This is a genomic window from Bradyrhizobium sp. 2TAF36 (assembly GCF_052114925.1).
Lineage (GTDB): Bacteria > Pseudomonadota > Alphaproteobacteria > Rhizobiales > Xanthobacteraceae > Bradyrhizobium > Bradyrhizobium barranii.
Window position 1 is genome coordinate 48203 of record NZ_JBFRFR010000033.1, and the last position, 21000, is coordinate 69202.

Annotated in this window: 20 protein-coding genes; 7 read left to right on the forward strand and 13 right to left on the reverse strand. The window is 64.0% G+C overall.

From position 1 onward, the window contains the following. Positions 1 to 217: 217 nt before the first annotated feature. Entirely contained in the window at positions 218 to 1102 is an 885-nt protein-coding gene (blaBJP, locus tag AB4Z51_RS20350) for a BJP family subclass B3 metallo-beta-lactamase (protein ID WP_441497834.1), read from the reverse strand. Between the two features lie 272 nt (positions 1103 to 1374). On the opposite strand from blaBJP, the gene AB4Z51_RS20355 reads away from it, so the two are divergent. Then, positions 1375 to 2691, forward strand: coding sequence for an alpha/beta hydrolase (locus AB4Z51_RS20355; RefSeq protein ID WP_441497835.1), 1317 nt, complete (start codon positions 1375 to 1377; stop codon positions 2689 to 2691). A gap of 19 nt (positions 2692 to 2710) precedes the next feature. Here AB4Z51_RS20355 and AB4Z51_RS20360 read toward each other — a convergent pair whose 3' ends face one another. Together AB4Z51_RS20360 and AB4Z51_RS20365 are read right to left on the reverse strand one after the other, a co-directional pair. Beyond that, a complete protein-coding gene (locus tag AB4Z51_RS20360) occupies positions 2711 to 2989 on the reverse strand; it encodes a TonB-dependent receptor plug domain-containing protein (RefSeq protein ID WP_441497836.1) in 279 nt (92 codons plus the stop codon). Positions 2990 to 3053: 64 nt separating this feature from the next. Continuing rightward, positions 3054 to 4589, reverse strand: a complete 1536-nt coding sequence (locus AB4Z51_RS20365; protein ID WP_441497837.1) for a hypothetical protein — start codon at positions 4587 to 4589, stop codon at positions 3054 to 3056. Positions 4590 to 4630: 41 nt separating this feature from the next. Here AB4Z51_RS20365 and AB4Z51_RS20370 point away from each other — a divergent pair, with 41 nt between their 5' ends. Both AB4Z51_RS20370 and AB4Z51_RS20375 read left to right on the forward strand, forming a co-directional pair. Beyond that, the gene (locus tag AB4Z51_RS20370; RefSeq protein ID WP_441497838.1) at positions 4631 to 4957 is read left to right on the forward strand and encodes a hypothetical protein; all 327 of its coding nucleotides are present in this window, start codon (positions 4631 to 4633) and stop codon (positions 4955 to 4957) included. Positions 4958 to 5157: 200 nt separating this feature from the next. Further along, positions 5158 to 5967 carry an extracellular solute-binding protein gene (locus AB4Z51_RS20375; protein ID WP_441497839.1) on the forward strand — a complete coding sequence of 270 codons (810 nt, stop codon included), beginning with the start codon at positions 5158 to 5160 and terminating at the stop codon, positions 5965 to 5967. Here AB4Z51_RS20375 and AB4Z51_RS20380 read toward each other — a convergent pair. The 3 genes from AB4Z51_RS20380 to pstS all read right to left on the reverse strand — a co-directional run bounded on the left by AB4Z51_RS20380 (position 5941) and on the right by pstS (position 8244). Further along, a complete protein-coding gene (locus AB4Z51_RS20380) occupies positions 5941 to 6639 on the reverse strand; it encodes an ABC transporter permease (RefSeq protein WP_441497840.1) in 699 nt (232 codons plus the stop codon). The two genes, AB4Z51_RS20375 and AB4Z51_RS20380, sit on opposite strands and share 27 nt — an antisense overlap. Beyond that, positions 6636 to 7007 (reverse strand): arsenate reductase (glutaredoxin), encoded by a 372-nt coding sequence (arsC, locus tag AB4Z51_RS20385; RefSeq protein WP_441497841.1) that lies wholly within the window; start codon positions 7005 to 7007, stop codon positions 6636 to 6638. The genes AB4Z51_RS20380 and arsC overlap by 4 nt, the downstream gene beginning before the upstream one ends. 181 nt (positions 7008 to 7188) lie before the next feature. Continuing rightward, positions 7189 to 8244 carry a phosphate ABC transporter substrate-binding protein PstS gene (gene pstS, locus AB4Z51_RS20390; RefSeq protein WP_441497842.1) on the reverse strand — a complete coding sequence of 352 codons (1056 nt, stop codon included), beginning with the start codon at positions 8242 to 8244 and terminating at the stop codon, positions 7189 to 7191. Positions 8245 to 8645: 401 nt separating this feature from the next. On the opposite strand from pstS, the gene AB4Z51_RS20395 reads away from it, so the two are divergent. The 4 genes from AB4Z51_RS20395 (at position 8646) to AB4Z51_RS20410 (ending at position 12860) form a co-directional block, all read left to right on the forward strand. After that, positions 8646 to 9497, forward strand: a complete 852-nt coding sequence (locus AB4Z51_RS20395) for a 3-hydroxybutyryl-CoA dehydrogenase (protein ID WP_028152200.1) — start codon at positions 8646 to 8648, stop codon at positions 9495 to 9497. Between the two features lie 135 nt (positions 9498 to 9632). After that, positions 9633 to 10097, forward strand: coding sequence for a group III truncated hemoglobin (locus AB4Z51_RS20400; protein WP_063981973.1), 465 nt, complete (start codon positions 9633 to 9635; stop codon positions 10095 to 10097). Positions 10098 to 10361: 264 nt separating this feature from the next. Then, complete coding sequence (locus AB4Z51_RS20405) at positions 10362 to 11015, forward strand: ubiquinol-cytochrome c reductase iron-sulfur subunit (RefSeq protein WP_441497843.1); 654 nt, start codon at positions 10362 to 10364, stop codon at positions 11013 to 11015. A gap of 117 nt (positions 11016 to 11132) precedes the next feature. Then, positions 11133 to 12860, forward strand: a complete 1728-nt coding sequence (locus AB4Z51_RS20410) for a methanol/ethanol family PQQ-dependent dehydrogenase (protein ID WP_354115723.1) — start codon at positions 11133 to 11135, stop codon at positions 12858 to 12860. Positions 12861 to 13081: 221 nt separating this feature from the next. Here AB4Z51_RS20410 and AB4Z51_RS20415 read toward each other — a convergent pair whose 3' ends face one another. From AB4Z51_RS20415 to xoxF5, 7 genes are all read right to left on the reverse strand, one after another. Next, entirely contained in the window at positions 13082 to 13342 is a 261-nt protein-coding gene (locus tag AB4Z51_RS20415; RefSeq protein ID WP_441497844.1) for a hypothetical protein, read from the reverse strand. Between the two features lie 55 nt (positions 13343 to 13397). Then, positions 13398 to 15710 carry a molybdopterin cofactor-binding domain-containing protein gene (locus tag AB4Z51_RS20420; RefSeq protein ID WP_441497845.1) on the reverse strand — a complete coding sequence of 771 codons (2313 nt, stop codon included), beginning with the start codon at positions 15708 to 15710 and terminating at the stop codon, positions 13398 to 13400. Between the two features lies 1 nt (position 15711). After that, the gene (locus AB4Z51_RS20425; RefSeq protein WP_441497846.1) at positions 15712 to 16164 is read right to left on the reverse strand and encodes a (2Fe-2S)-binding protein; all 453 of its coding nucleotides are present in this window, start codon (positions 16162 to 16164) and stop codon (positions 15712 to 15714) included. Between the two features lie 651 nt (positions 16165 to 16815). Continuing rightward, complete coding sequence (gene gfa / locus AB4Z51_RS20430; RefSeq protein WP_063981977.1) at positions 16816 to 17379, reverse strand: S-(hydroxymethyl)glutathione synthase; 564 nt, start codon at positions 17377 to 17379, stop codon at positions 16816 to 16818. A 33-nt stretch (positions 17380 to 17412) separates the two neighbouring features. Next, positions 17413 to 18522: an S-(hydroxymethyl)glutathione dehydrogenase/class III alcohol dehydrogenase gene (locus AB4Z51_RS20435; protein WP_441497847.1), complete on the reverse strand. Its 1110-nt coding sequence runs from the start codon at positions 18520 to 18522 to the stop codon at positions 17413 to 17415. A 57-nt stretch (positions 18523 to 18579) separates the two neighbouring features. Then, on the reverse strand, positions 18580 to 19101 hold the full coding sequence (locus tag AB4Z51_RS20440) for a c-type cytochrome, methanol metabolism-related (RefSeq protein WP_441497848.1): 522 nt from the start codon (positions 19099 to 19101) through the stop codon (positions 18580 to 18582). Between the two features lie 81 nt (positions 19102 to 19182). Beyond that, on the reverse strand, positions 19183 to 20994 hold the full coding sequence (gene xoxF5, locus AB4Z51_RS20445; RefSeq protein ID WP_135216048.1) for a lanthanide-dependent methanol dehydrogenase XoxF5: 1812 nt from the start codon (positions 20992 to 20994) through the stop codon (positions 19183 to 19185). Positions 20995 to 21000 lie beyond the last annotated feature (6 nt).

The window sequence follows — 21000 nt, forward strand, 5'->3', positions numbered from 1 at the left end:
TCCAGCCGCGTGTATTGGTGAGGCCGTGTTAAGGATATCCGGCGGCCGAGGCGCGTGTCTCAGGCACACCTTGCCCGCAGCCACCCGCAGCTACGATCCGCTAACCATGCGAGACCTTGGCTTTCACATCGGCGACGGCGCATGGCCGCGCGATCAGCCGACGCGCGCGCTTCACCTCTCCCCGCGGGAGGAAAGGTGAGGAGAGCGCAAATGGCCGCTATTTCTTCTCCAACGCCGCGGTCTGCTTGGCGAGTTGCTTGTCGAAATCCTCCGACAGGCTGGTTGCGTAGGTTGCGAGCTCGCCCGGCTTGACGAACGGGTTCGGTGCGCCGTCCTTCATCTCCGCACGCTTGGCCTGCATGCCATAGACTTCCGGATGCGGTCCGAGCAGCACGTCGATCTTCATCGCCTTGGCCTTGGCGAAGGTCGCGCGGTAATCATCAACGATGCCGGCATAGGTCGGCTGGCCGACCAGCCGGTTCAGCGCCACCGTGCCGCTGCAGAAGAACAGCACCTCGCGGTCCTGGCCACCGTCCTTGACGGTCATCTCCCAGCTCGTGCAGCCCGGCGAGTGGCCGGGCGTTGCATGCGCCGTCAGCATGGTGTCGCCGAGCGTGACCTTGTCGCCTTCCTTCACCGCGCGATCGACCTTCACTGCGGGGAAGGCGAGGTCCTCGTTCTTCTCGTCGCCTGGATAGTAGCCGCCTTCGAGCAGCGGCTTGTCGCGCTCACCGGCAACGAGCTGTGCGCCGGTCTCCTTCTTGATCTCGGCGAAGCCGCCGGTGTGGTCGAGATGCGCATGCGTGTTGAGGATGATCTTGATGTCGGCGACCTTGAGGCCGAGCTTCGCGATGTTGTCCTCGATCATGCCGGTCGACTGGGGCATCGCCGTGTCCATCAGGATCAGGCCCTGCGATGTCTTGATGACATAAACGGCAATGCCGTCGGTTCCGACATAATAGATGTTGCCGATCAGCTGGAACGGATCGAATGGCGCCGTCCATTTCTGCATGACCGCTGTCAGGAAATCCTTGATGGTCTGCGCCTGTGCGCCGGTTGCGAGGAACGCCAGCGCACATAGCGTGGCCGCGAGCTTCTTCATAGGTCGCCTCCCGAAGTGTTCTTGTTCATTTTGACCGTGCGCGCCTTTTGCTTGGCACGGCGCGGTGCGCAAGCTACGTCGCGCGAGCTGCGGCAGCAACGGCCTCGTATCCGGAAATATTCATGGGCATGCGCGGAATAGCGGTCGCCGTTCGGTTTGAGCATGGCGGCTATCGCTGGAATGCGGCCGCTTGCTGTTTGACCGCGCGCAGGCGGCCCGCCATACTTTGCGTCAAGGCGAGCCAGAAAGACTTGTCGGCACCGGGAGCTGAAATGACCAATTCTTTGTCCGTCCTTGCGGGGACGCTGATTTCCCTCGTCTCCTTCACTTCAATTGCACTGTCGCAGCCGGCCTGCGTCACCCAGAACATGGCCGTGCCGCCCGGGGCCAACACCACCGATAAGGCGGCACCGTTCTTCATCGACACGACGGGCCTCGACTTCAAGACGGCGCCGCCGACGCGCGATCCCTCGAACCCCAACTATCCGCGCGCGACGGAGCTGCCCGACGGAGCGTTGCCGCCGCCCGGCGCCGAGGGCAATTTCATCATCGGGCCCACCCACAATCCCGCGCCGGAGACGATTGCGAAGGAAGGCGTACCACGCGGCACGACAAAATCCTTCACGCTGACGTCGAAGGAAAGCACGATCTACAATCCCGGCCTGATCCGCGACGACGTCGCCGGCTGCACCAATTCCTCGATCATGACGACCGTCACCGCGCCGGATGACAAGTCGCACATGATCGTCACCACCAGCCATCCTGGAATCTGGTCACGCACGATCGACGTCTACGTGCCGGCGCAATATGTACGCGGCACCGAGGCGCCGTTCATCGTGGTCGGCGACGGCGGCTCCAACGCCTACAAGGACCTCGCTACGACGCTCGATAATCTGATCGCGCAGCGCCGCGTGCCGCCGATGATCGCGATCCAGATCGGCAATGGCGGGCAGGATGCGCAGGGCAGCCAGCGCGGCCGCGAATACGATGCGGTGTCAGGCGACTATGCGCAGTTCGTCGAGCGCGAGGTGCTGCCGCTGGTCGAGAAGAACGCCGACGTCAAGTTGACCAAAAACCCCGACGGGCGCGCGACCATGGGCCTGAGCTCGAGCGGTGTGGCGGCCTTCACCATGGCGTGGTTCTATCCCGATCTCTATCACCGCGTGCTGGCCTTCTCGCCGACGATGGTCAACCAGCAATGGCCTCACGATCCGTCGCTGCGTGGCGGCGCCTGGGAATATCACAGCGCATGGACGGGGCCGGCCGGTCCCAACCTCGTATCAAAGGCCGGCGTGCTCACGCCGGCCGAGCCGCCCGGCGTGCCGCTGATCGTCGCTGCGCCGGCGAAGCCGATCCGCTTCTGGTTCTTCGGCGGCGACCAGGACCTGTTCTATCCGAACCCCACCATTCCCGATGGCATGCACGACTGGACCCTGTCCAACGCGCTGATGGCGAAGGTGCTGGCGGAGAAGGGCTACCACTACCAGTTCCTGTTCGTGCGCAACGCCAAGCATGTCGATCGCCCGACGATTGCGCAAACGCTGCCGTCGGCGCTGGAGTGGGTCTGGAAGGGCTATCCGATCCCCTGAACGTGAAGCCGCGCGAAATCTAGCGCCCAATCCCAATCGTCACGCCGGCGGTCGAGCGCATGGCGTCCCGGAGGGTCGTCGCGTTCATGTCGTCAAGGATCTGACGTGTCAGCACGGTGGTCTGGCCGGGCGTGTTGAGGATCGCCTCGCCGCGCGAGGTCGAGAGCCGGTCGGCCTTGTAGGGCGCGGCCCGATCGGTGGCGGGCGCATGGTGCGGGCGTTTGCCGGACGCCGCAAAGGCCCCTTGCGAGATGCAGAGGGCGGCGATCACGATCAGGCGCAATAATCTTGCGGGCATGCGGCCTCCCATGTCCAAGCCGTCAGCCATAGCATATGGCGGGCATGGTCGCAGAGGACAAGGGTCAGGCGAGAGCGGCCTGGCGTTCCCGTAGCGGTTCGCGGGGCCGGTCAGTGTTGCGCGGCTCGGCGAGCCGGGTAAAGCTGCGCTGACCCGCCGACGCGGGCGCCTCGACGACGACGCCCTCGCAGACGATCTGCCCGTCCAGCATCCTGAATTCGAGCTTGTCGTAGCGTGGCATGGTCTCGCCGGGCGCGGGCGGCAGCAGCTCGACGCGGCCCTGGATGTTCAGCGTGGCGTCGCCGGCGCCGTGAAGCCGCGGATTCCACATCCTGATCCCGGTCTCCGTCCAGCGCTGCCGGATCAACGTGGCGCGGTCGACGGGTTCCACGACCTTTGCGCGCGTCTTCGGCGCGCTGGGGATCACCGGAGCGGGAGACTCGAGGATCGGCTCCGGCGCGACATGCGTGACGGCGCTTGCCCCGTCGGCGGAGGAATCCTCCGCGGCGATCGTTGCGATCGGGCCGGGATCGTTGGCCGGGACCGGCTCGATCTCCATTGCGACGACAGGGATGGCAACGCTGTCGATGCTGTTCCCGGAGACCTCCCCCGCCGAGACGTCGCTGTCCRCAAGCGCGACACACGTGTCCTCCACGACAGTCGGCTCCACATCAGCGACGTCGGAGGAGGTATCGTCGTTGACGGCGAGAACGGGGGCATCAACCGGAGCGATCTCGATGTCGATAGACGAGACCAGCGCCTCCTCTGCGACGACAAGCTCCACCTCGGTCGCGAGTTCGGGAGATGCATCGTTGCTGACGACGGGCTCGGAAACGTTGGCCTGCCGGCTCTCGGCCTCGACAGGCGACAGCCGCGCCTCTTCAACGATGACGGGTTCAGCGATCTCCGGAAGTTCCACAGACGGGTCGCTGCTGACGAGCTCGGGTGCACCGACCGGCTCGCTCTCGATCTCGACAACCGGGACCGGTGTCTCTTCTACGACGACGGGTGCGACGCTGGTTTCAGGCTCCGCGGGCGGATCGTTGGTGACGAGCTCATGAGCATCGACGGCCGCGCTCTCCACCTCGACTGAAGAGACCGAAACCTCTTCGACGACGACCGCCTCGACCTCTGTCGGCGCTTCCAAGGATGAATCATCGGTGACGCTGATATCAGTTGGCGCCGCGGACGAGCTCTCCGGGATGACAGAGATAGCGGCGCCATCTTCGGCGACCGGAGCCGCAACGGCGATCTCGGTGTCACTGGGCAGCGGGGTGGTGCTGATGCTGTCGGGAGCCGGAACAGCTTCTGCGATGTCGGCAACGGTTGCGGGCGAATCGCTTGCCGCGATCGGCGCGACATCGATGCTGCCGCCGTGAGGCAAGGGCCTAAGCCGGGTGAACGCCCATTTCACCGCGGGAATGCGGCGCAGCAACGATATCAGTCTCGAAAGCACAGGGAGTTGTCCAAGAGGTACTCGGCGTGAAGCAATCGCTGATTCGCCAGCAATGCAAAAAACTGCCCCGGCCGTCACATCGATGTCAATGTAGGTGGGACCAATTGCAGAACATCCGTGCGTCCTCCGCGCGGGAAAGGGCAACGCGACTGCCGTGTCGGATGCGACAATGCACGACCGCCGGGTTGCGGGCGGTCGCGCCTAGGATGGACGGGACGGCAACGCAAAGCACGCGCATGTCCGATCCTCCCGACGACAGGATCGTTCCGATCCGCTCGTTGCAAGGCGCCCGGCTCGACGAGCGCTTTGACGCAACGCTTGCGGACCTCGAGGCGCGCCGCGATGAGCTCGTGCAAATCATCTCGCGTCTCACCGACGGCTTGAGCGTGATCGATCAGGCCGCCGCCGGCGGATCAGCCCAGTCCGCGCGCGATCTGCTTGATCTGCTGGCCACGGCCAAAGCCCAGCTGAACGAGGTGACGGCCATCATCGACAAGCTGCGGTCGTCCTGAAGCTCCGGCGTGGCAGGCGGCCAATGTGACCGCGCCCACAGAATTGCCGCGCCGATCCCCGATACGCTTCCTTCGACGGCGAAGGAGAAAAGACGTGATCCGCAAGACATACCCGGCCGCTGATCCTGCGCCGAACGTCGGACTTCCCTGCGTCATCCTTCCCGCCTAAGTTCAAACGTCTGGGGAGTGAGGACAACGCAATGAGAAAGCTTGCCGCCATCGCAGCGGTTCTGGTCTGGTCGACATGCGCATTCGCGCAGGATCGCACCATCACCGTGGCCTCGACGACGTCGACGGAACAGTCGGGCCTGTTTGGTTACCTGCTGCCGTTGTTCTCGAAGGCGGAGGGCATCGAGGTGAAGGTCGTTGCCGTCGGCACCGGCCAGGCGCTCGACATCGGGCGGCGCGGCGACGCCGACGTGGTGTTCGTGCATGACAGGCCGGCCGAGGACAAGTTCATGTCCGAGGGGCAGGGCGTGAAGCGCTTCGACGTCATGTACAATGACTTCATCATTGTCGGTCCGAAGAGCGATCCCGCAAAGATCGCCGGCGGCAAGGACGTCACGGATGCGCTGCGCAAGATCGCGGCGGCGAAGGCGCCATTCATCTCGCGCGGCGACAAGTCCGGCACGCATGCGGCCGAGCTGAGATTGTGGAAGGAGGCGGGCGTCGATATCGGTGCCGGCAAGGACAGCTGGTATCGCGAGATCGGCCAGGGCATGGGTCCGGCGCTGAACATGGCCTCGTCGTCGAACGCCTATGTTCTGTCGGACCGCGGCACCTGGCTGTCGTTCAAGAACCGCGGCGAGCTTGCCGTCCTGACCGAGGGCGACAAGCGGCTGTTCAACCAGTATGGCGTCATGCTGGTGAATCCGGCGACGCATGCGAATGTGAAGGCGAAGGAGGGACAGGCCTTCATCGACTGGCTGGTCTCGCCGAAGGGGCAGGATGCGATCGCCAGCTACAAGGTCGGCGGCCAGCAGCTATTTTTCCCCAACGCGTCCCACTAGCAGGAAGGCGACGGTCGACACCGCCACGCTGAGTGCGAGCAGGATCAGCCCGAGCCCGAGTGCCAGCGGCAGGTCGCCCTTGCTGGTCTCCAGTGCGATCGCCGTCGTCATCGTGCGCGTGAAGCCGCGGATGTTGCCACCGACGATGATGATGGCGCCGACCTCGGCGATCGCGCGTCCGAAAGCCGCGAGAAAGGCCGTCAGCAGCGACGTTCGGCCGAGCGCGAACAGCAGGCCGATGCTGCGCAGTATCGATAGTCCGTCGATCCGCGCGAGGTCGCCATACTCCGCCCAGAGCAGGCTCGCCGGCCGGTGCACCAGCGCGACCACGATCGGGGTCGCGAGCATGGTCTGCGCGATCACCATGGCGGTCGGCGTGAACAACAGTCCGGCTGCTCCGAGCGGGCCGGACCGCGACAGCAGAAGATAGAGCGCAAGCCCGACCACGACCGGCGGCAGGCCGAGCAACGCATTGGTCAATACGATGACGACCTGTCGCCCGCGGAATCGGGTGATCGCGAGCAGGGCCCCGAAGGGCGCGCCGATCAGCAGCGCGACGATGCCGGCGGTCAGGCTGACACGCACCGACAGCGCGACGATGCCGAGCAGCTCGGCGTCGGCCTCGCCGATCAGTGTGAACGCGGCGCCGATGGATCGCGCGAAATCGTTCATCCGGCCGGACGCTGTTGCGCCGGCAGGAGATCAAGCACCAGATCCGAAGGGCGGCAAAGCCTGACGTCGTTCGGGGTCACCACGATCGGCCTGTTGATCAGGATCGGATGTACCATCATCGCTTCGAGCCGCTGGTCATCCGTCAGTGCCGGGTTGTCGCGCCCGAGCTCCGTATCGGGCGCCGCCTTCTCGCGGACTGCCTCGCGCACCGAAATCCCCATGCGCGCGATGGACTGTTGCAACGGGGCTCGCGAGGGTGGCGTCTTCAAATATTCGACCACGTCCGGCTCAATGCCGGCACTCCTGATTGCGGCAAGCGCGCTGCGCGACGTGCCGCAGTCGGGATTGTGGTAGATGATCACGTCCATTCGAAAGCCCCCGGGCCTGGACCTTCGCGCGTTCTCGCCGCTGCGAGCCGGCAACAGGCCTTCTGCGGGACTAAATCACGATTCACGGCGAGATTTCCAGAAGGATCGCGGTCGCGTGGCTGGCTCTGGGAACGTGGATGCCCGGGACAGGCCCGGCATGACGGCCGCTCGTTTCCAAGCTTCAGCGCTTGACGTTAGCCGAGGCCGAGACCGTGGGGTTTGTCTCGATGCTCTGCTGCCAATAGCGTTCGATCTGGTCGACCAGGGCAGGCGGAAGCGGAACGTAGTTCAGCGTCTCGGCCTGAGCCTTTCCGTTCTCCAACGACCAGCGGATGAAGTCGATGGCCGCTGCCGATCGTTCCTCGGATTTCGGCGCTTTCGGCATCAGCACGAAGGTCGTGGCCGTGATGGGGTAGGCGTCTTCGCCGGGCGCGTTGGTGAGCACGAGGTGGAAATCCTTCTCCGCCTTCCAGTCCGCGCTCGAGGCCGCGGCCTGGAACGATGCGGCGTCGGGGACGACGAAATTGCCGGCGCTGTTCTGCACGACGCCAAATGAGATTCTGTCTAGCCGTTGCAGCGCGTAAGTGTATTCGAGATAGCCGATCGAACCGGGCACGAGGCTGACGAGCGAGGCGACGCCGTCATTGCCCTTGCCGCCGAGACCAAGTGGCCACTCGACCGAGGTGCCTTCGCCCACGCTCGTCTTCCACTGCGTGCTGACCTTCGAGAGGTAGTTCGACCAGTTGAACGTCGTGCCGGATCCGTCGATGCGATGAACCACCGTGATCGCAGTGTTCGGCAGCCTGATGTCGGGGTTGATCGCGCGAATGGCCGGATCGTTCCATGATTTCAGCTTGCCGAGATAGATGTCGGCGAGCATCTGGCCGGTGAAGCGGATCTGGCCGGGTTTGACTCCATCGATATTGACGACCGGTACGACGCCCCCGATCACGATCGGGAATTGCATCATGCCGAGCCTGTCCAGTTCCTTGGGATCAAGCGGCATGTCGCTTGCGCCGAAGTCGACGGCCTCTTTTTTGATCAGGCCGACGCCGATGCTGGAGCCGACCGCTTGATAGCTGACGGTGTTGCCGGTCTTCGTCTTGTATGCGTCGATCCATTTCGCCATCACGGGCGAAACGAAGGTTGAGCCGGCTCCCTTGGTCTCGGCCGCCAGGCTTTGCGTGGCGACGAGCAGAGCGGCGAGGAGGACGGGGAGTGCAATATGTTTCTTCATGTGCGCGACGCTAACAGGTAGGGCACGAGGCTGATGTGGGCTATGTCACAATAGCGTCGCGAGGCATTCGCGCTGGCCATTGCGCATCAATTACACCACACCGTTAGCGACCACCGCATCGTCCGATTGATGTAGATCAAGGTGGTCCAAGCGGGCCGGGCTCAGCCGTCCCGCGGAAAAGCGCCGGGGGTAGAGCACGCGCAAATTTCGGGAAAACCGCCTGTCAGACCGCCAAATCATGCCATTTCGCGACCGAATGGCGGCTTTATTCCCGCCTGGGATGCTTTAAGGAAGGGGCAGGATCGGGTCGCACCCGCCTGTTGGCGGTGCTAGACCCTGATGCAGGAACAATGGGGCCGGGCCGCTACTGGCACGCTCGCAAGGATCAAGGATAAGAGGCAATGATCAACACGGTTGGCATCATCGGGGCAGGGACCATGGGGAACGGCATCGCGCAGATTTGTGCCGCGGCCGGGCTCTCGGTCGTGATGGTCGACATCTCCGATGCGGCGGTGAACCGCGGGCTGTCGACCGTCGGCGGCAGCCTCGAGCGCCTGGTCAAGAAGGAGAAGATGTCGGCGGCCGATCGCGAGGCGGCTCTCAAGCGCATCACCGGCACCACCGACCGCGCGAAGCTCGCCGATTGCGATCTCGTCATCGAGGCCGCGACCGAGAACGAGGAGCTCAAGGTCAAGATCCTGAAGGACCTCTGCGCCACGCTGTCGCCGCGCACGCTGCTCGCGACCAACACCTCCTCGATCTCGATCACGAAGCTTGCCGCCGCAACCGATCGTCCCGATCGCTTCATCGGCATGCACTTCTTCAACCCGGTGCCGGTGATGGCGCTGCTGGAACTCATCCGCGGCTTGCAGACCTCCGACGACACCCACGCCAAGGCGCTGGATTTCGCCAAGCGGGTCGGCAAGGTGGCGATCACGGCCAAGAACAGCCCCGGCTTCGCCGTCAACCGCATCCTGTGCCCGATGATCAACGAGGCGATCTTTGCGCTCCAGGAAGGGATCGCGACCGCTGAGGAGATCGATGCCGGCATGAAGCTCGGCTGCAACCATCCGATCGGGCCGCTGGCGCTGGCCGATCTCGTCGGGCTCGACACCATGCTCTCGGTGATGGAGGTCTTCTATAAGGGCTTCAACGACCCCAAATATCGTCCGGCCCCCTTGCTCAAGGAAATGGTCGATGCCGGCCATCTCGGCCGCAAGACCGGCCAGGGCTTCTACACTTACGGTGCCTGATGGCGCCGGCGGCGGGTGCCCGGCATCCGCCGCCCGATCCCCGCAATTTGCGCTGTGACAAAGACGCCGCGCGCAATTGGCCCGACAATGTCGAACGGGCGGCCTGCGGGAACAAATGAACGGATAACGAAGGACATGTCGGATCGACTGAAGGCCGAGCGCGAGGCGGCGGCCGCGCGGCGGAACCTGCTGACCCAGGATGCGATCGAGCGCACCGGGATCACTGAGGAGATGATCGGGGAGCTCGTCACCCGCTTCTACGGACGCGTGCGCGAGGATGCGCTGCTGGGGCCGGTCTTTGCGATCGTGCAGAATTGGGACGAGCATCTTGCCAAACTCAAGGATTTCTGGTCGTCGGTCGTGCTGATGAGCGGCCGCTATCATGGTTCGCCGATGCGGGCGCATGTGCCGCTCAGCCTGGTCGGCGATCATTTCGACCGCTGGCTCGATCTGTTCGAGCAGACCGCGCGCGAGGTCTGTCCGCCGCCGGCGGCCGCGCTCTTCATCGACAAGGCGCGTCGCATCGCCGACAGTTTTGAGATGGCGTCGGCGACCATCGCCGGCCGCATCGCTGCGCCGCGTCACGTGCTCCGGTCCTGACGACAGCAAATCTGCCTGCAAAACGTGCAGTTGTGTCGCTCTGAGGTTGCGCTGCGCGGCCAATAACGCGTTGCACCAATTCCCGCATCATCGGTCTGATCTGCAAAATCATCATGCCGATCGCGCGATGCGACGTTGCAATTGCAAATATGCGCTGGAACGCGTTCATTTACGTTCAACCAAAACGAGCAAAGACATATTGATGCGCTGCGGCGCCAACTCTCCGCCTTTTTTTCGGCAGAGTTCCAGCGCCTGCTAGCGTGCATGTCGCGCGCATCGTTCAACACCACTCCCTCATCGTCCGAGAGCACCGCGGAGTCTGAAGTCGACGCGGGTACAGAACAGACGCGGCGAACGCTGCTGCTTGGCGCGCTCGCCACGACCGCCTGCCTTGGTTGTTCCACGCAGGCGCGCGCGGGCGAGGATCCGCCAGGCTCCGACGAACGTCCGCAGAAAGGTGATCTCCTCGTCTTCTCCGAAGGCGAACAGGAGGGCAAGCTCATCACCGCGGCCGATCTCCCGGCCGGTGGACCGCCGGTTCACGCTTGGCCGAAGGATCCCAACACGTCGGTGGTGCGCAGCGCCTCGCGCCTCAACGAAATCCTGATCATCCGGCTCGATCCCGCCGAGCTTGACGAGAAGACCCGCGCGCGTGCCGTCGACGGCATCCTGGCCTATTCGGCGATCTGCTCGCATGCCGGCTGTCCCGTCACCGCCTGGGTCAAGAGCGATGTCGGCGACAAGGACGTGTTCAAGTGCATGTGTCACAATTCCGAATACGATCCCCGCGCGGGCGCGCAGGTCGTGTTCGGGCCGGCGCCGCGGCGGCTTGCCGCGCTGCCGCTCGCGCTCGCTGACGGTTCGCTCAGCGTCGCCGGCAACTTCATCGGAAAGGTAGGTGGCGTGCAGCCAGGATGATGGACGGTGCGGGTTGTGCCCGCGTCACGAGAGGCCGCATCCGCCGAGGGGCGGACGACGGGACGAACGACAAGAATTCAAAACAAGAATTCAAACGGATGAAAAAGGGGAACGTCCATGACCAGGAAGCAATGGTTACTGTCCGGCTTCGTCGCCTTCACGTGCCTTGTCTCGACCGTCGCCGTCGCCGGCCCGATCGAGAACTACGCGCCGGTCACCCAGCAGCGGCTGGAAAATCCGGAACCCGGCAACTGGATGCTCTATCGGCGCACCTATGACGGACAGGGCTACAGCCCGCTCGACCAGATCAACACCTCGAACGTGAAGAATCTCACACCGGTCTGGACCTTTGCCACCGGCGTGGTCGAAGGCCACGAGGCGCCGCCGATCGTCAACAACGGCGTGATGTTCGTAACGACCCCGATGGGGCAGGTGATCGCGCTGAACGCGAAGACCGGCGACGAATATTGGCGCTACAAGCGACAGCTTCCCGACGACCTCTTTCAGCTGCATCCGACCAACCGCGGCGTCGGTCTCTGGGAGGACAAGCTTTATCTCGCCACCACCGACGACCATGTCGTCGCGCTCGACGCCAAGACCGGCAAGGTGGTGTGGGACACCAAGGTGCAGGATTACAAGAAGGGCCAGTACATGACCCTGATGCCGCTGGTCGTCGAGGGCAAGGTCATCGTCGGAGGCTCCGGCGGTGAACTCGGCGTGCGCGGTTACGTCGCCGCATACGATGCCAAGGATGGCAAGGAGTTGTGGCGCACCTTCACCATCCCCGGCGAGGGCGAGCCCGGTCACGATACCTGGCAGGGCGACGACTGGAAGACCGGCGGTGGCTCCGCCTGGATGACCGGCAATTACGACAAGGACACCAAGACGATCTATTGGGGCGTCGGTAACGCCGCGCCATGGCCTGGCGAGACGCATCCCGGCGACAATCTCTACACCTCCTCGGTGCTCGCGCTCGATCCCAGCAATGGGAAGATCAAGACCTACCACCAGTACCACCAGAACGATTCCTGGGACTGGGACGAGGTCGAAGCACCGATCCTGGTCGACCTGCAACGCGACGGTCGCACCATCAAGAGCCTGATCCATCCGGGCCGCGACGCGATCTTCTGGGTGCTCGAGCGCACCCCGACCAAGATCAACTACGTCGCAGGCTGGCCCTTCGTCGCGACCGATGTCTGGAAGGGCATCGATGCCGAGAGCGGCAAGCCGATCGTCGATCCTGCGCACAAGCCGGTCATCGGCAAGCGGGTCGAGTTCTGTCCGTCGCTGTGGGGTGGCAAGGACTGGCCGTCGGCGGCCTACAGCCAGAGAACCGGCCTCGTCTACGTGCCCGCCAACGAGAATTTCTGCGGCGGCTTCACCGGAGAGAAGGTTCCGCTCAAGGCGGGCGAACTCTGGCTCGGCACCAAGCCGGAGGACATCGGCCTGACGACGAAGCCCGGCGCCGATCATTTCGGCGAACTCCAGGCTTGGGATCCCGCCACCGGCAAGAAGGTGTGGCAGCACAATTTCCCGAAATCGCAGTTGTTCGGTTCGGTAACGGCGACGGCAGGCGATCTCGTCTTCGTCGGCGGCACCAACGACCGCAACTTCCGCGCCTTCCACGCCAAGACCGGCGAACTCTTGTGGGAGCAGAAGACCAACTCCGGCATCATGGGCATGCCGGTGTCCTATGAGATCGACGGCACGCAATACATCTCGATCCAGTCGGGGTGGGGCGTGGACGCGCAACGCATCCAGGATGCGCTCGCGACCAACAATATCGGCATCGAAGCCAATGTGCCGCAGGGCGGCGTCATCTGGGTGTTCGCGCTGAAGAAATAAGCTCCGCGGGCGAATCGAAGGAAGCGGAGCGTCAGGGGGCAAATGCGGCGGACGGCAACGTCCGCCGCATTTTGCGTGTGCGGTGCTCGCGCCACGAACTCGTCATGGCCGGGCTTGTCCCGGGCATCCACGTTCTTCGTGCCGCGGCAGAGGTCGTAGATGGCCGGGACAAGCCCGGCCATGACGGCGAGCGGCGGTTTGTGGGCGCAGGCGTTGAACCGCTACTTCCCGTGCCGATCAACCTTGTCCTTTTCCTTTTGGTTCATCTCCTGAACCTTCGGATCGGAGCTGGTCTGCCCGGTGGTCTGCGTGGTCGAAGGCGGCGGGGCGCCGGCGTTGGGAAGCGAGTTCTGCTCCGGCGCGGTGGGGCGCGTGGCGGTGGTCGGCGGGGTGGTGTTGCTTTGGGCGAACGCAGCCGTGGTCGTCATGAAAAAGGCGCCCGACAGCAACGAGACTGCGAGCGCCTTTGAGATGTTGGTCATCGATCTGCTCCTGTCAGATCGATGGAAACGGCGCGAGGCCGCTCAATGTTCCGCCTTAGGCCTCCAATTGCTTGCCGAGCGGAAGGCTGCGGATACGCTTTCCGGTCGCGGCGAAGATCGCGTTCATCAGCGCGGGTGCGAACGGCGGAACACCGGGTTCGCCGACGCCGCTCGGCGGCGTGTCGGGTCCGGGCGGGACGATGTAGACGTTGGTTACTAGAGGAGATTCATCCATCCTGAGGACCTGGAAGTCGTCGAAGTTCTTCTGCTCCACCTTGCCGTCCTTGAAGGTGATCGCGCCGTATTTGGCGACGCTCAGCCCCATGATCGCCGCGCCCTCCATCTGCGAGGCGATGCGCTCGGGATTGACATAGGTGCCGCAGTCGATCGCGGTGTCGACCCGCGGCACCGTCAGCTTGCCCTTCTCGTCGACGGCCACCTCGACGATGGTCGCGATGTAGCTGACGAAGCTGCGGTGCACGGCAATTCCGAGGCCGTGGCCTTTCGGCACCTGACGGCCCCATTCGCCCTTCTCGGCGACCAGCTCGACCACCTTGCGCAGGCGCGCGGTGTCGATCGGGTAGCTGTCATACGGCTCGCCGTAGTTCCACATGTCCTTCACCGCCGGCTTGACGATGCGGGGACTGCCGATCAGCGCGAGCAGCGTCTCCTTCTGGTCGCGCCCGGTCGCCTGCGCGATCTCGCCGACCATCGACTGCACCGCAAAGGCCCGCGGGATGTTCGAGACCGAACGGAACCAGCCGATGCGAGTGAACGCCGCGGCTTCCGGGTTCTCGCAGGAGATGTTGGCGATCTCGAACGGCATGTCGACGAGGCCCATGCCGAGCTCGAAGGGCGCCTGGTGGTTTGCACCCGCGGCGAAGGTCGAGGCGATGCTCGGGGCCACGCTGCGGTGGCGCCAGGCGATCACCTTGCCGTTCTTGTCGAGCCCCGCCTCGATCCGCTCGACCGAGACGGTGTGCAGGAAGTCGTGACGGACGTCGTCCTCGCGCGTCCATTGCACCTTCACCGGCGCGCCGAGCTCCTTCGACAGCAGTGCGGCCTCGAGCGCGAAGTCGCATTTCGACTTGCGGCCGAAACCGCCGCCGAGCAGCGTGACATTCACCGTGACGTTGTCCTCGGGAATGCCGAGCGTCTTGGCGACGTCCTCGCGGGTGCCGCCGGGACTCTGCACTGGCGCCCAGATCTCCGCCTTGTCACCCTTGACGTCGGCGACCGCCACCGGCGGCTCCATGCTGACATGGGCGAGGTGCGGCAGATAGTATTCGCCGACGACGACCTTGTCGGCGCTCTTCAGCGCAGCGTCTGCGTCACCCTCCTGGCGTACGACGAGGCCCGGTTTGCGCGAGGCTTCCTCGAGCTCCTTGCGATAGGCGACCGAGTCGTATTTGCCGTTGGCGCCGTCGTCCCAGGTCAGCTTCAGCGCGTCGCGGCCCTTGATCGCCGCGCCGGTGTTGCGCGCGATCACCGCGACGCCGCCGAGCGGCTGGAATTTCGACGGCCACGGCCAGCCGCGCACCTGCATCACCTTCTCGACGCCGGGGACCTTCAGCGCCGCGTCCGGATCGAACGAGACCAGCTTGCCGCCGGTCACCGGCGGGCGCGCGATGACCGCATATTTCATGCCTGGCAGGCGTACGTCGGCGCCGTAGCGCGCCTTGCCGGTGGTGATGTCGTGGAGATCGACGATGCTGATCTGGCCCTTGCCGAGATAACGGAAGTCCTTCGGGTCCTTCAGCTTGAGGCCTTCGATGCTCGGCACCGATTCCTTGGCTGCGTCCGCGGCGAGTTCGCCGAAGCCGAGCTTGCGGCCGCTGGCGCTATGGACGACCTCGTGGTTGACGGCCTTGACCTCGGTCGCCGGCACGCCCCAGCGCTTGGCCGCGGCCTGCTCCAGCATGGTGCGGGCGGAGGCACCGATCTGGCGCATCGGGATCAGATAATGCCGCGTGCTGCGCGAGCCGTCGGTGTCCTGGTTGCCGAACTTGACCTCGTCGCCATGGGCCTGCTGCACTTTGACCCTGGACCAGTCGGCTTCCATCTCTTCGGCGACGATCAGCGGCAGGCTGGTGCGCACGCCGGTGCCCATTTCGGCACGATGGGCGAGGATGGTGACGGTGCCGTCGGGCGCAACGGCAACGAAGACGCGCGGATCGACCACGACGCCGTGCGGCATCTTGCCGGCGCCGGTCTCATAGGCAAACGCCTGGCGCGACATCACGGGTGCGGCGAGCACGAAGCCGCCGGTGATGCCGAGCCCCTTCAGGATGCTGCGGCGCGAGACCTTCTCGACCTTGAGGTTCTTCTCGAAGCCACGGAGCTTCGTCGGGTTGTCGATGAAATTCATGTCACACTCCCGTCGATGCGAGATGGACTGCGTTCTCGATGCGCTGGTAGCAGCCGCAGCGGCAGATGTTGCCGGCCATCGCTTCGCGGATCTGGTCGTGTGACGGCTTGGGATTCTCCATCAGCAGCGCGGCGGCCTGCATGATCTGGCCAGCCTGRCAGAAGCCGCATTGGGGCACGTTGACCTGGCGCCAGGCCTTCTGGACCGGGTGGTCGCCGTTCGGATGCAGCCCTTCGACGGTGGTCACCTCGCGCCCGGCGACGTCGTTGATCGACGTGATGCAGGAGCGCACGGCCTCCTTGTCGACGATGACGGTGCAGGCGCCGCACAGGGCCTGGCCGCAGCCGAACTTGGTGCCGGTCAGCCCGGCCTCGTCACGCAGGAACCAGAGTAGCGGGAGATCCGGGTCGCCGTCCCAGCTCTGTTCCTGGCCGTTGATCTTCACCTTGATCATGATGGTCCCTCGCTCTTCATAAGCATGTCGATTTCAACATTGCCGACACAGGTCGGCGCACTGCCCGTTTCGTCGTGTCGCCGCATCCCGGCTTGTTCTCCTGCGCGGGCAGATCCCGGCAGCAAGCAGGAATGCGAATCGTGATGTCCGGATGTGCTCGATACCTCCCGTCTTATTCTTGATTGATTGAATTCGCGCGGCATCGTGACGACGCGATCGTAGCAGAGTCCGCGCCGGCCCGGCGTTCACAGCCGGGTGTTGTTGAAGGGAAAAGTTGCAACGAAGGTTTGTCAAAAGCAGGGCGCGGCATCACGCCCCTGCGCCTGCGAAATGTGCACGACGAAAAAAGCTTCGTCCGGCAGCGACTGCGCGGACGAAGCAGGATGCCTCAGTCGAGGGAGGGAGAACGCAGCGGCGCGGACTTCGAGGGGGAAGTGGGCGGCACTGCGCAGTCATTCAGAGACCAGGACTGAGGAGCTCATCTGAGGAGCTCATGGCGCTCGCGTCCGCCTCGTGCGATGCGGCGGCATCGCAGCGATTTGGTCGAGGGCCGGACCGTCCGGCTCGCTGGCGATGGTCGGGGCCAGCGAGCGGACGGGCACGGCGAAGGTCTGACGGCCTTGTTCAGGCGGCCTTGTCAGGCAGCCTTGTTTAGGCGGCCTTGGCTTTCGCCACGTGGGTCGCGATCGCGTCCATCAGCGCCGGCGACAGGCAGTCATAGGGCTCGAGCCCGATTTCCTTCAGCCGCGAGCGGATGCCTGCCATCTGTTCCGGCTTCACGCCGGATTCGATCACGGAGGAGACGAAGGCGGCGAATTGCGGCGCCTGCGAGCCCTGCTCCTGGAACAGCTCGGGATGGATGAAGTCGAGGCCGTAGAACGGATGGCCCTTGTTCTCGATGCGGCCGTACATGTGGGTGCCGCAAGCCTTGCAGGCGTGCCGCTGGATCACCGCCGAGGGATCGACGATCTGGAGCTTGTCGCCGTTCTCTGTCACGCTGACGTTCTGGCGCGGCACCACGGCGACCACCGAGAAATTCGCGCCTTGCGGCTTCCAGCACTTGGTGCAGCCGCAGGCGTGGTTGTGGGCGACGTCGCCCTTCACGGCGACCTTGACCGGGTGGTCCGTGCATTTGCAGACCAGTGTGCCGCCGGCAAAGCTGCCGCTGCCCTGTTTGACGCCGTTATCGATCGAGGGATGGAGTGCAACAGTCATGGGTCGATCCTCCTTGGGTGTGACGCTTTCGAGCTAGAACACGACGACTGAACGGATGGATTTGCCCTCGTGCATGAGGTCAAAACCCTTGTTGATCTCCTCGAGCTTGAGCACGTGGGTGATCATCGGATCGATCTGGATCTTTCCGTTCATGTACCAGTCGACGATCTTGGGCACGTCGGTGCGGCCGCGCGCGCCGCCGAAGGCCGTGCCGCGCCAGTTGCGCCCGGTGACGAGCTGGAACGGGCGGGTGGCGATCTCCTTGCCGGATTCGGCAACGCCGATGATGATCGAGGTGCCCCAGCCGCGATGGCAGGCTTCCAGCGCCTGGCGCATCACGGTGGTGTTGCCGGTGCAATCGAAGGAGTAGTCGGCACCACCGTCGGTCAGGTTGACCAGATGCGCGACGATGTCGCCGGTGATCTTCTTGGGGTTGACGAACTCGGTCATGCCGAACCGGCGGCCCCAATCCTCCTTGGAGTCGTTGATGTCGACGCCGATGATCTTGTCGGCGCCGGCCATCTTGGCGCCCTGGATCACGTTGAGGCCGATGCCGCCGAGGCCGAACACGACCACGTTGGAGCCCGGCGTGACCTTCGCGGTGTTGACGACGGCGCCGACGCCGGTGGTGACGCCGCAACCGATGTAGCAGCTCTTGTCGAAGGGCGCGTCCTCGCGGATCTTGGCGACGGCGATCTCCGGCAGCACGGTGAAGTTCGAGAAGGTCGAGCAGCCCATGTAGTGGTAGACCGGCTTGCCCTTGTAGGAGAAGCGGCTGGTGCCGTCGGGCATCACGCCCTTGCCCTGCGTCGCGCGGATCGCGGTGCAGAGATTGGTCTTCTGGCTCAGGCAGCTTTTGCACTGCCGGCATTCCGGCGTGTAGAGCGGAATGACGTGGTCGCCCGGTTTCACCGAGGTCACGCCCGGTCCGATCTCGCGGATGATACCGGCGCCCTCATGACCCAGGATCGACGGGAAGATTCCTTCGCTGTCGAAGCCGTCGAGCGTGTAGGCGTCGGTATGGCAGATGCCCGTCGCCTTGATCTCGACCATGACTTCGCCGGCCTTCGGTCCTTCCAGATCGACTTCGACGATCTCGAGTGGTTTCTTGGCTTCGAAAGCAACGGCGGCACGTGTCTTCATCGTAAACTCCTCAAATTCTCGCAGGACGCCACGAGGTGGTATCGGTCCTGGTAACCTTCATTTCTTGCCCATGCAGGCGTCTTCCGCCTTGGTGTAGGTCTCGTTCTTCTCATCCTTCTTGGAGGGACGTTGACGGCCCCACGCCTCGTCTGAGCGGGCGCGCAGATAGACGTAGAGATCGTCCATGTAGCAGGCGACGTTCGGGTTGTCGCCGAAGGCAGGCATGACGTTCTCCTGCGCGGTCGAGATGTTCTTGCGACCGGAGGCGACGACGCCGAGGAACYCGCCATAGCTCATGGTCTTGACCGAATCCTTTAACGCCGGTGCGTAGGTGGATCCCATGCCGTCGGGGCCATGGCAGACGTGGCAGTCGGAGTGATAGCGGCGATATCCGGAATAGGTGAACCAGTCCACGGTGCCGTCGGCCGAAATCTTGTAGGTTGGGTTTCCTTCCTTATCGAGCCACTTTCCGTCGTCTTCCTTCTTGACGGCGGCCGGGTCGCCCGGACCGTCCGCAACGGCAATTCCCCCCGAGGTCACGAAGATGGTCGCAGCGATGACAAAGCAGATTTTACGCAAGAGATGATCCTCGAAGGCGTTCGGTGGAGACGAGCCGGCGCGTGGAGTTGATCCACGCGCCGGAGCGACACGAAGGTGAGGCTAGTTCGCCGCTGGCAGCGAGAACACGGTCAGCGTACCGCCGAGTGCCGTGTAGTTGCTGAGAGCCGCGTAGCCACCGACTGCGCCGAGACCGGCGGTCGGATCGGTCAGACCAGCTGCCAGACCGATGCCGGCCCAGCCGCCCACGCCGGAGAGCACTGCGACATACTGCTTGCCGCCGTTCTCATAGGTGGTGACGTTGCCGATGATGCCGGAGGGAGTCTTGAACTTGTAGAGCTCCTTACCGGTCTTGGCGTCGACCGCCTTCAGATAGCCTTCGAGCGTGCCGTAGAACACCACGCCGCCGGCGGTTGCGAGCGCACCCGACCAGACCGAGAACTGCTCCTTGTTCGACCAGACGATCTTGCCGGTCTTGCCGTCCCAGGCGATGAAATTACCCATATGGGTTTCACCCTGCGGCGGATACATCGAGAGCGTCGCACCCACGTAGGGCTGGCCCGCGGTGTAGCTCACCTTGAACGGCTCGTAGTCCATGCAGACGTGGTTGGTCGGAACGTAGAACAGCTGCGTGTCCGGCGAGTAGGCTGCCGGCTGCTCGTCCTTGGTACCGAGCGCGGCCGGGCAGATGCCCTTGGTGTTGTGATCCTCGCCGCCCTTTTCAGTCGAGGCCGCGTCGAGAACCTTCGGGCGGCCATAGGTCGGTGAGTTCTTGTCCATGTCGACGCCGGAGGTCCAGTTCACCTTCGGATCGAACTTCTCGGCGACCAGCAGCTCGCCGGTGACGCGATCCATGGTGTAGCCGAGGCCGTTACGATCGAAATGCGTCAGCAGCTTGCGGGGCTGGCCGTTGATCGACTGATCCGAGAGGATCATCTCGTTGACGCCGTCGTAGTCCCACTCATCGTGCGGCGTCATCTGGTAGACCCACTTGGCCATGCCGGTGTCGGGATTGCGGGCCCAAATCGTCATCGACCATTTGTTGTCGCCTGGACGTTGCTTCGGATTCCAGGTCGAGGGATTGCCTGATCCGTAATAGACCAGGTTCAGCTCTGGATCGTAGGAGATCCAGCCCCAGGTGGCGCCGCCGCCAATCTTCCACTGATCACCCTGCCAGGTCTTGAGGCTGGAGTCCTTGCCGACCGGCTTGCCGAGAGCGGTGGTCTTCTCGGCGTCGACCAAGATTTGATCATCAGGCCCTTCCGAGTAACCGCGCCAAGCCAACTTGCCCGTTTTGAGATCATAGGCAGTCATGTGAGCCTGGACGCCAAACTCGCCACCGGAAATGCCAATCAGAACCTTGTCCTTGACGACGAGCGGCGCAGAGGTTCCGGTCTCGCCCTTAGTGGGATCGCCGTTCTTCACAGACCAGGCGACCTGGCCGGTCTTGGCATCGAGCGCAACCAGCGTGGTGTCGGCCTGGTGCAGAATGATCTTGCCGTCGCCATAAGCGAGGCCGCGGTTAACCGTGTCGCAGCACATCACCGGGATGACGTTCGGATCCTGCTTCGGCTCGTACTTCCAGATGATCTTGTTCTCGTTGGAAAGGTCAATAGCGTAGACCTTGTTCGGGAACGGCGTGTGGACGAACATCGTGTTGCCGATGATCAGCGGGCCGCCTTCGTGGCCGCGCAGCACGCCGGTCGAGAAGGTCCAGGCAACCTGGAGCTTGCCGACGTTTTGTGCGTTGATCTGGTTCAGCTTGGAATAGCGAGTGCTGGCATAGTCGCCTGCCGGGATGACCCAATCCTTGGGATTCTGGGACATTTTGAGCACTTCGTCATTGGCTGACGCGCTCCCGACGGCGAGGGCCGCCGCGGAGCCAAGAAAGGTCGCCAGTAGCACTTTGCGCATAGTCAT

Excerpts from the sequence above, each read along its gene's own strand:
- blaBJP (WP_441497834.1), bottom strand. The coding sequence starts at position 1,102 with ATGAAGAAGCTCGCGGCCACGCTATGTGCGCTGGCGTTCCTCGCAACC.
- AB4Z51_RS20360 (WP_441497836.1), bottom strand. The coding sequence starts at position 2,989 with ATGCCCGCAAGATTATTGCGCCTGATCGTGATCGCCGCCCTCTGCATC.
- AB4Z51_RS20395 (WP_028152200.1), top strand. The coding sequence starts at position 8,646 with ATGATCAACACGGTTGGCATCATCGGGGCAGGGACCATGGGGAACGGC.
- AB4Z51_RS20400 (WP_063981973.1), top strand. The coding sequence starts at position 9,633 with ATGTCGGATCGACTGAAGGCCGAGCGCGAGGCGGCGGCCGCGCGGCGG.
- AB4Z51_RS20405 (WP_441497843.1), top strand. The coding sequence starts at position 10,362 with ATGTCGCGCGCATCGTTCAACACCACTCCCTCATCGTCCGAGAGCACC.
- arsC (WP_441497841.1), bottom strand. The coding sequence starts at position 7,007 with ATGGACGTGATCATCTACCACAATCCCGACTGCGGCACGTCGCGCAGC.
- AB4Z51_RS20415 (WP_441497844.1), bottom strand. The coding sequence starts at position 13,342 with ATGACCAACATCTCAAAGGCGCTCGCAGTCTCGTTGCTGTCGGGCGCC.
- AB4Z51_RS20375 (WP_441497839.1), top strand. The coding sequence starts at position 5,158 with ATGAGAAAGCTTGCCGCCATCGCAGCGGTTCTGGTCTGGTCGACATGC.
- AB4Z51_RS20380 (WP_441497840.1), bottom strand. The coding sequence starts at position 6,639 with ATGAACGATTTCGCGCGATCCATCGGCGCCGCGTTCACACTGATCGGC.
- pstS (WP_441497842.1), bottom strand. The coding sequence starts at position 8,244 with ATGAAGAAACATATTGCACTCCCCGTCCTCCTCGCCGCTCTGCTCGTC.
- AB4Z51_RS20410 (WP_354115723.1), top strand. The coding sequence starts at position 11,133 with ATGACCAGGAAGCAATGGTTACTGTCCGGCTTCGTCGCCTTCACGTGC.
- AB4Z51_RS20435 (WP_441497847.1), bottom strand. The coding sequence starts at position 18,522 with ATGAAGACACGTGCCGCCGTTGCTTTCGAAGCCAAGAAACCACTCGAG.
- AB4Z51_RS20355 (WP_441497835.1), top strand. The coding sequence starts at position 1,375 with ATGACCAATTCTTTGTCCGTCCTTGCGGGGACGCTGATTTCCCTCGTC.
- gfa (WP_063981977.1), bottom strand. The coding sequence starts at position 17,379 with ATGACTGTTGCACTCCATCCCTCGATCGATAACGGCGTCAAACAGGGC.
- xoxF5 (WP_135216048.1), bottom strand. The coding sequence starts at position 20,994 with ATGCGCAAAGTGCTACTGGCGACCTTTCTTGGCTCCGCGGCGGCCCTC.
- AB4Z51_RS20420 (WP_441497845.1), bottom strand. The coding sequence starts at position 15,710 with ATGAATTTCATCGACAACCCGACGAAGCTCCGTGGCTTCGAGAAGAAC.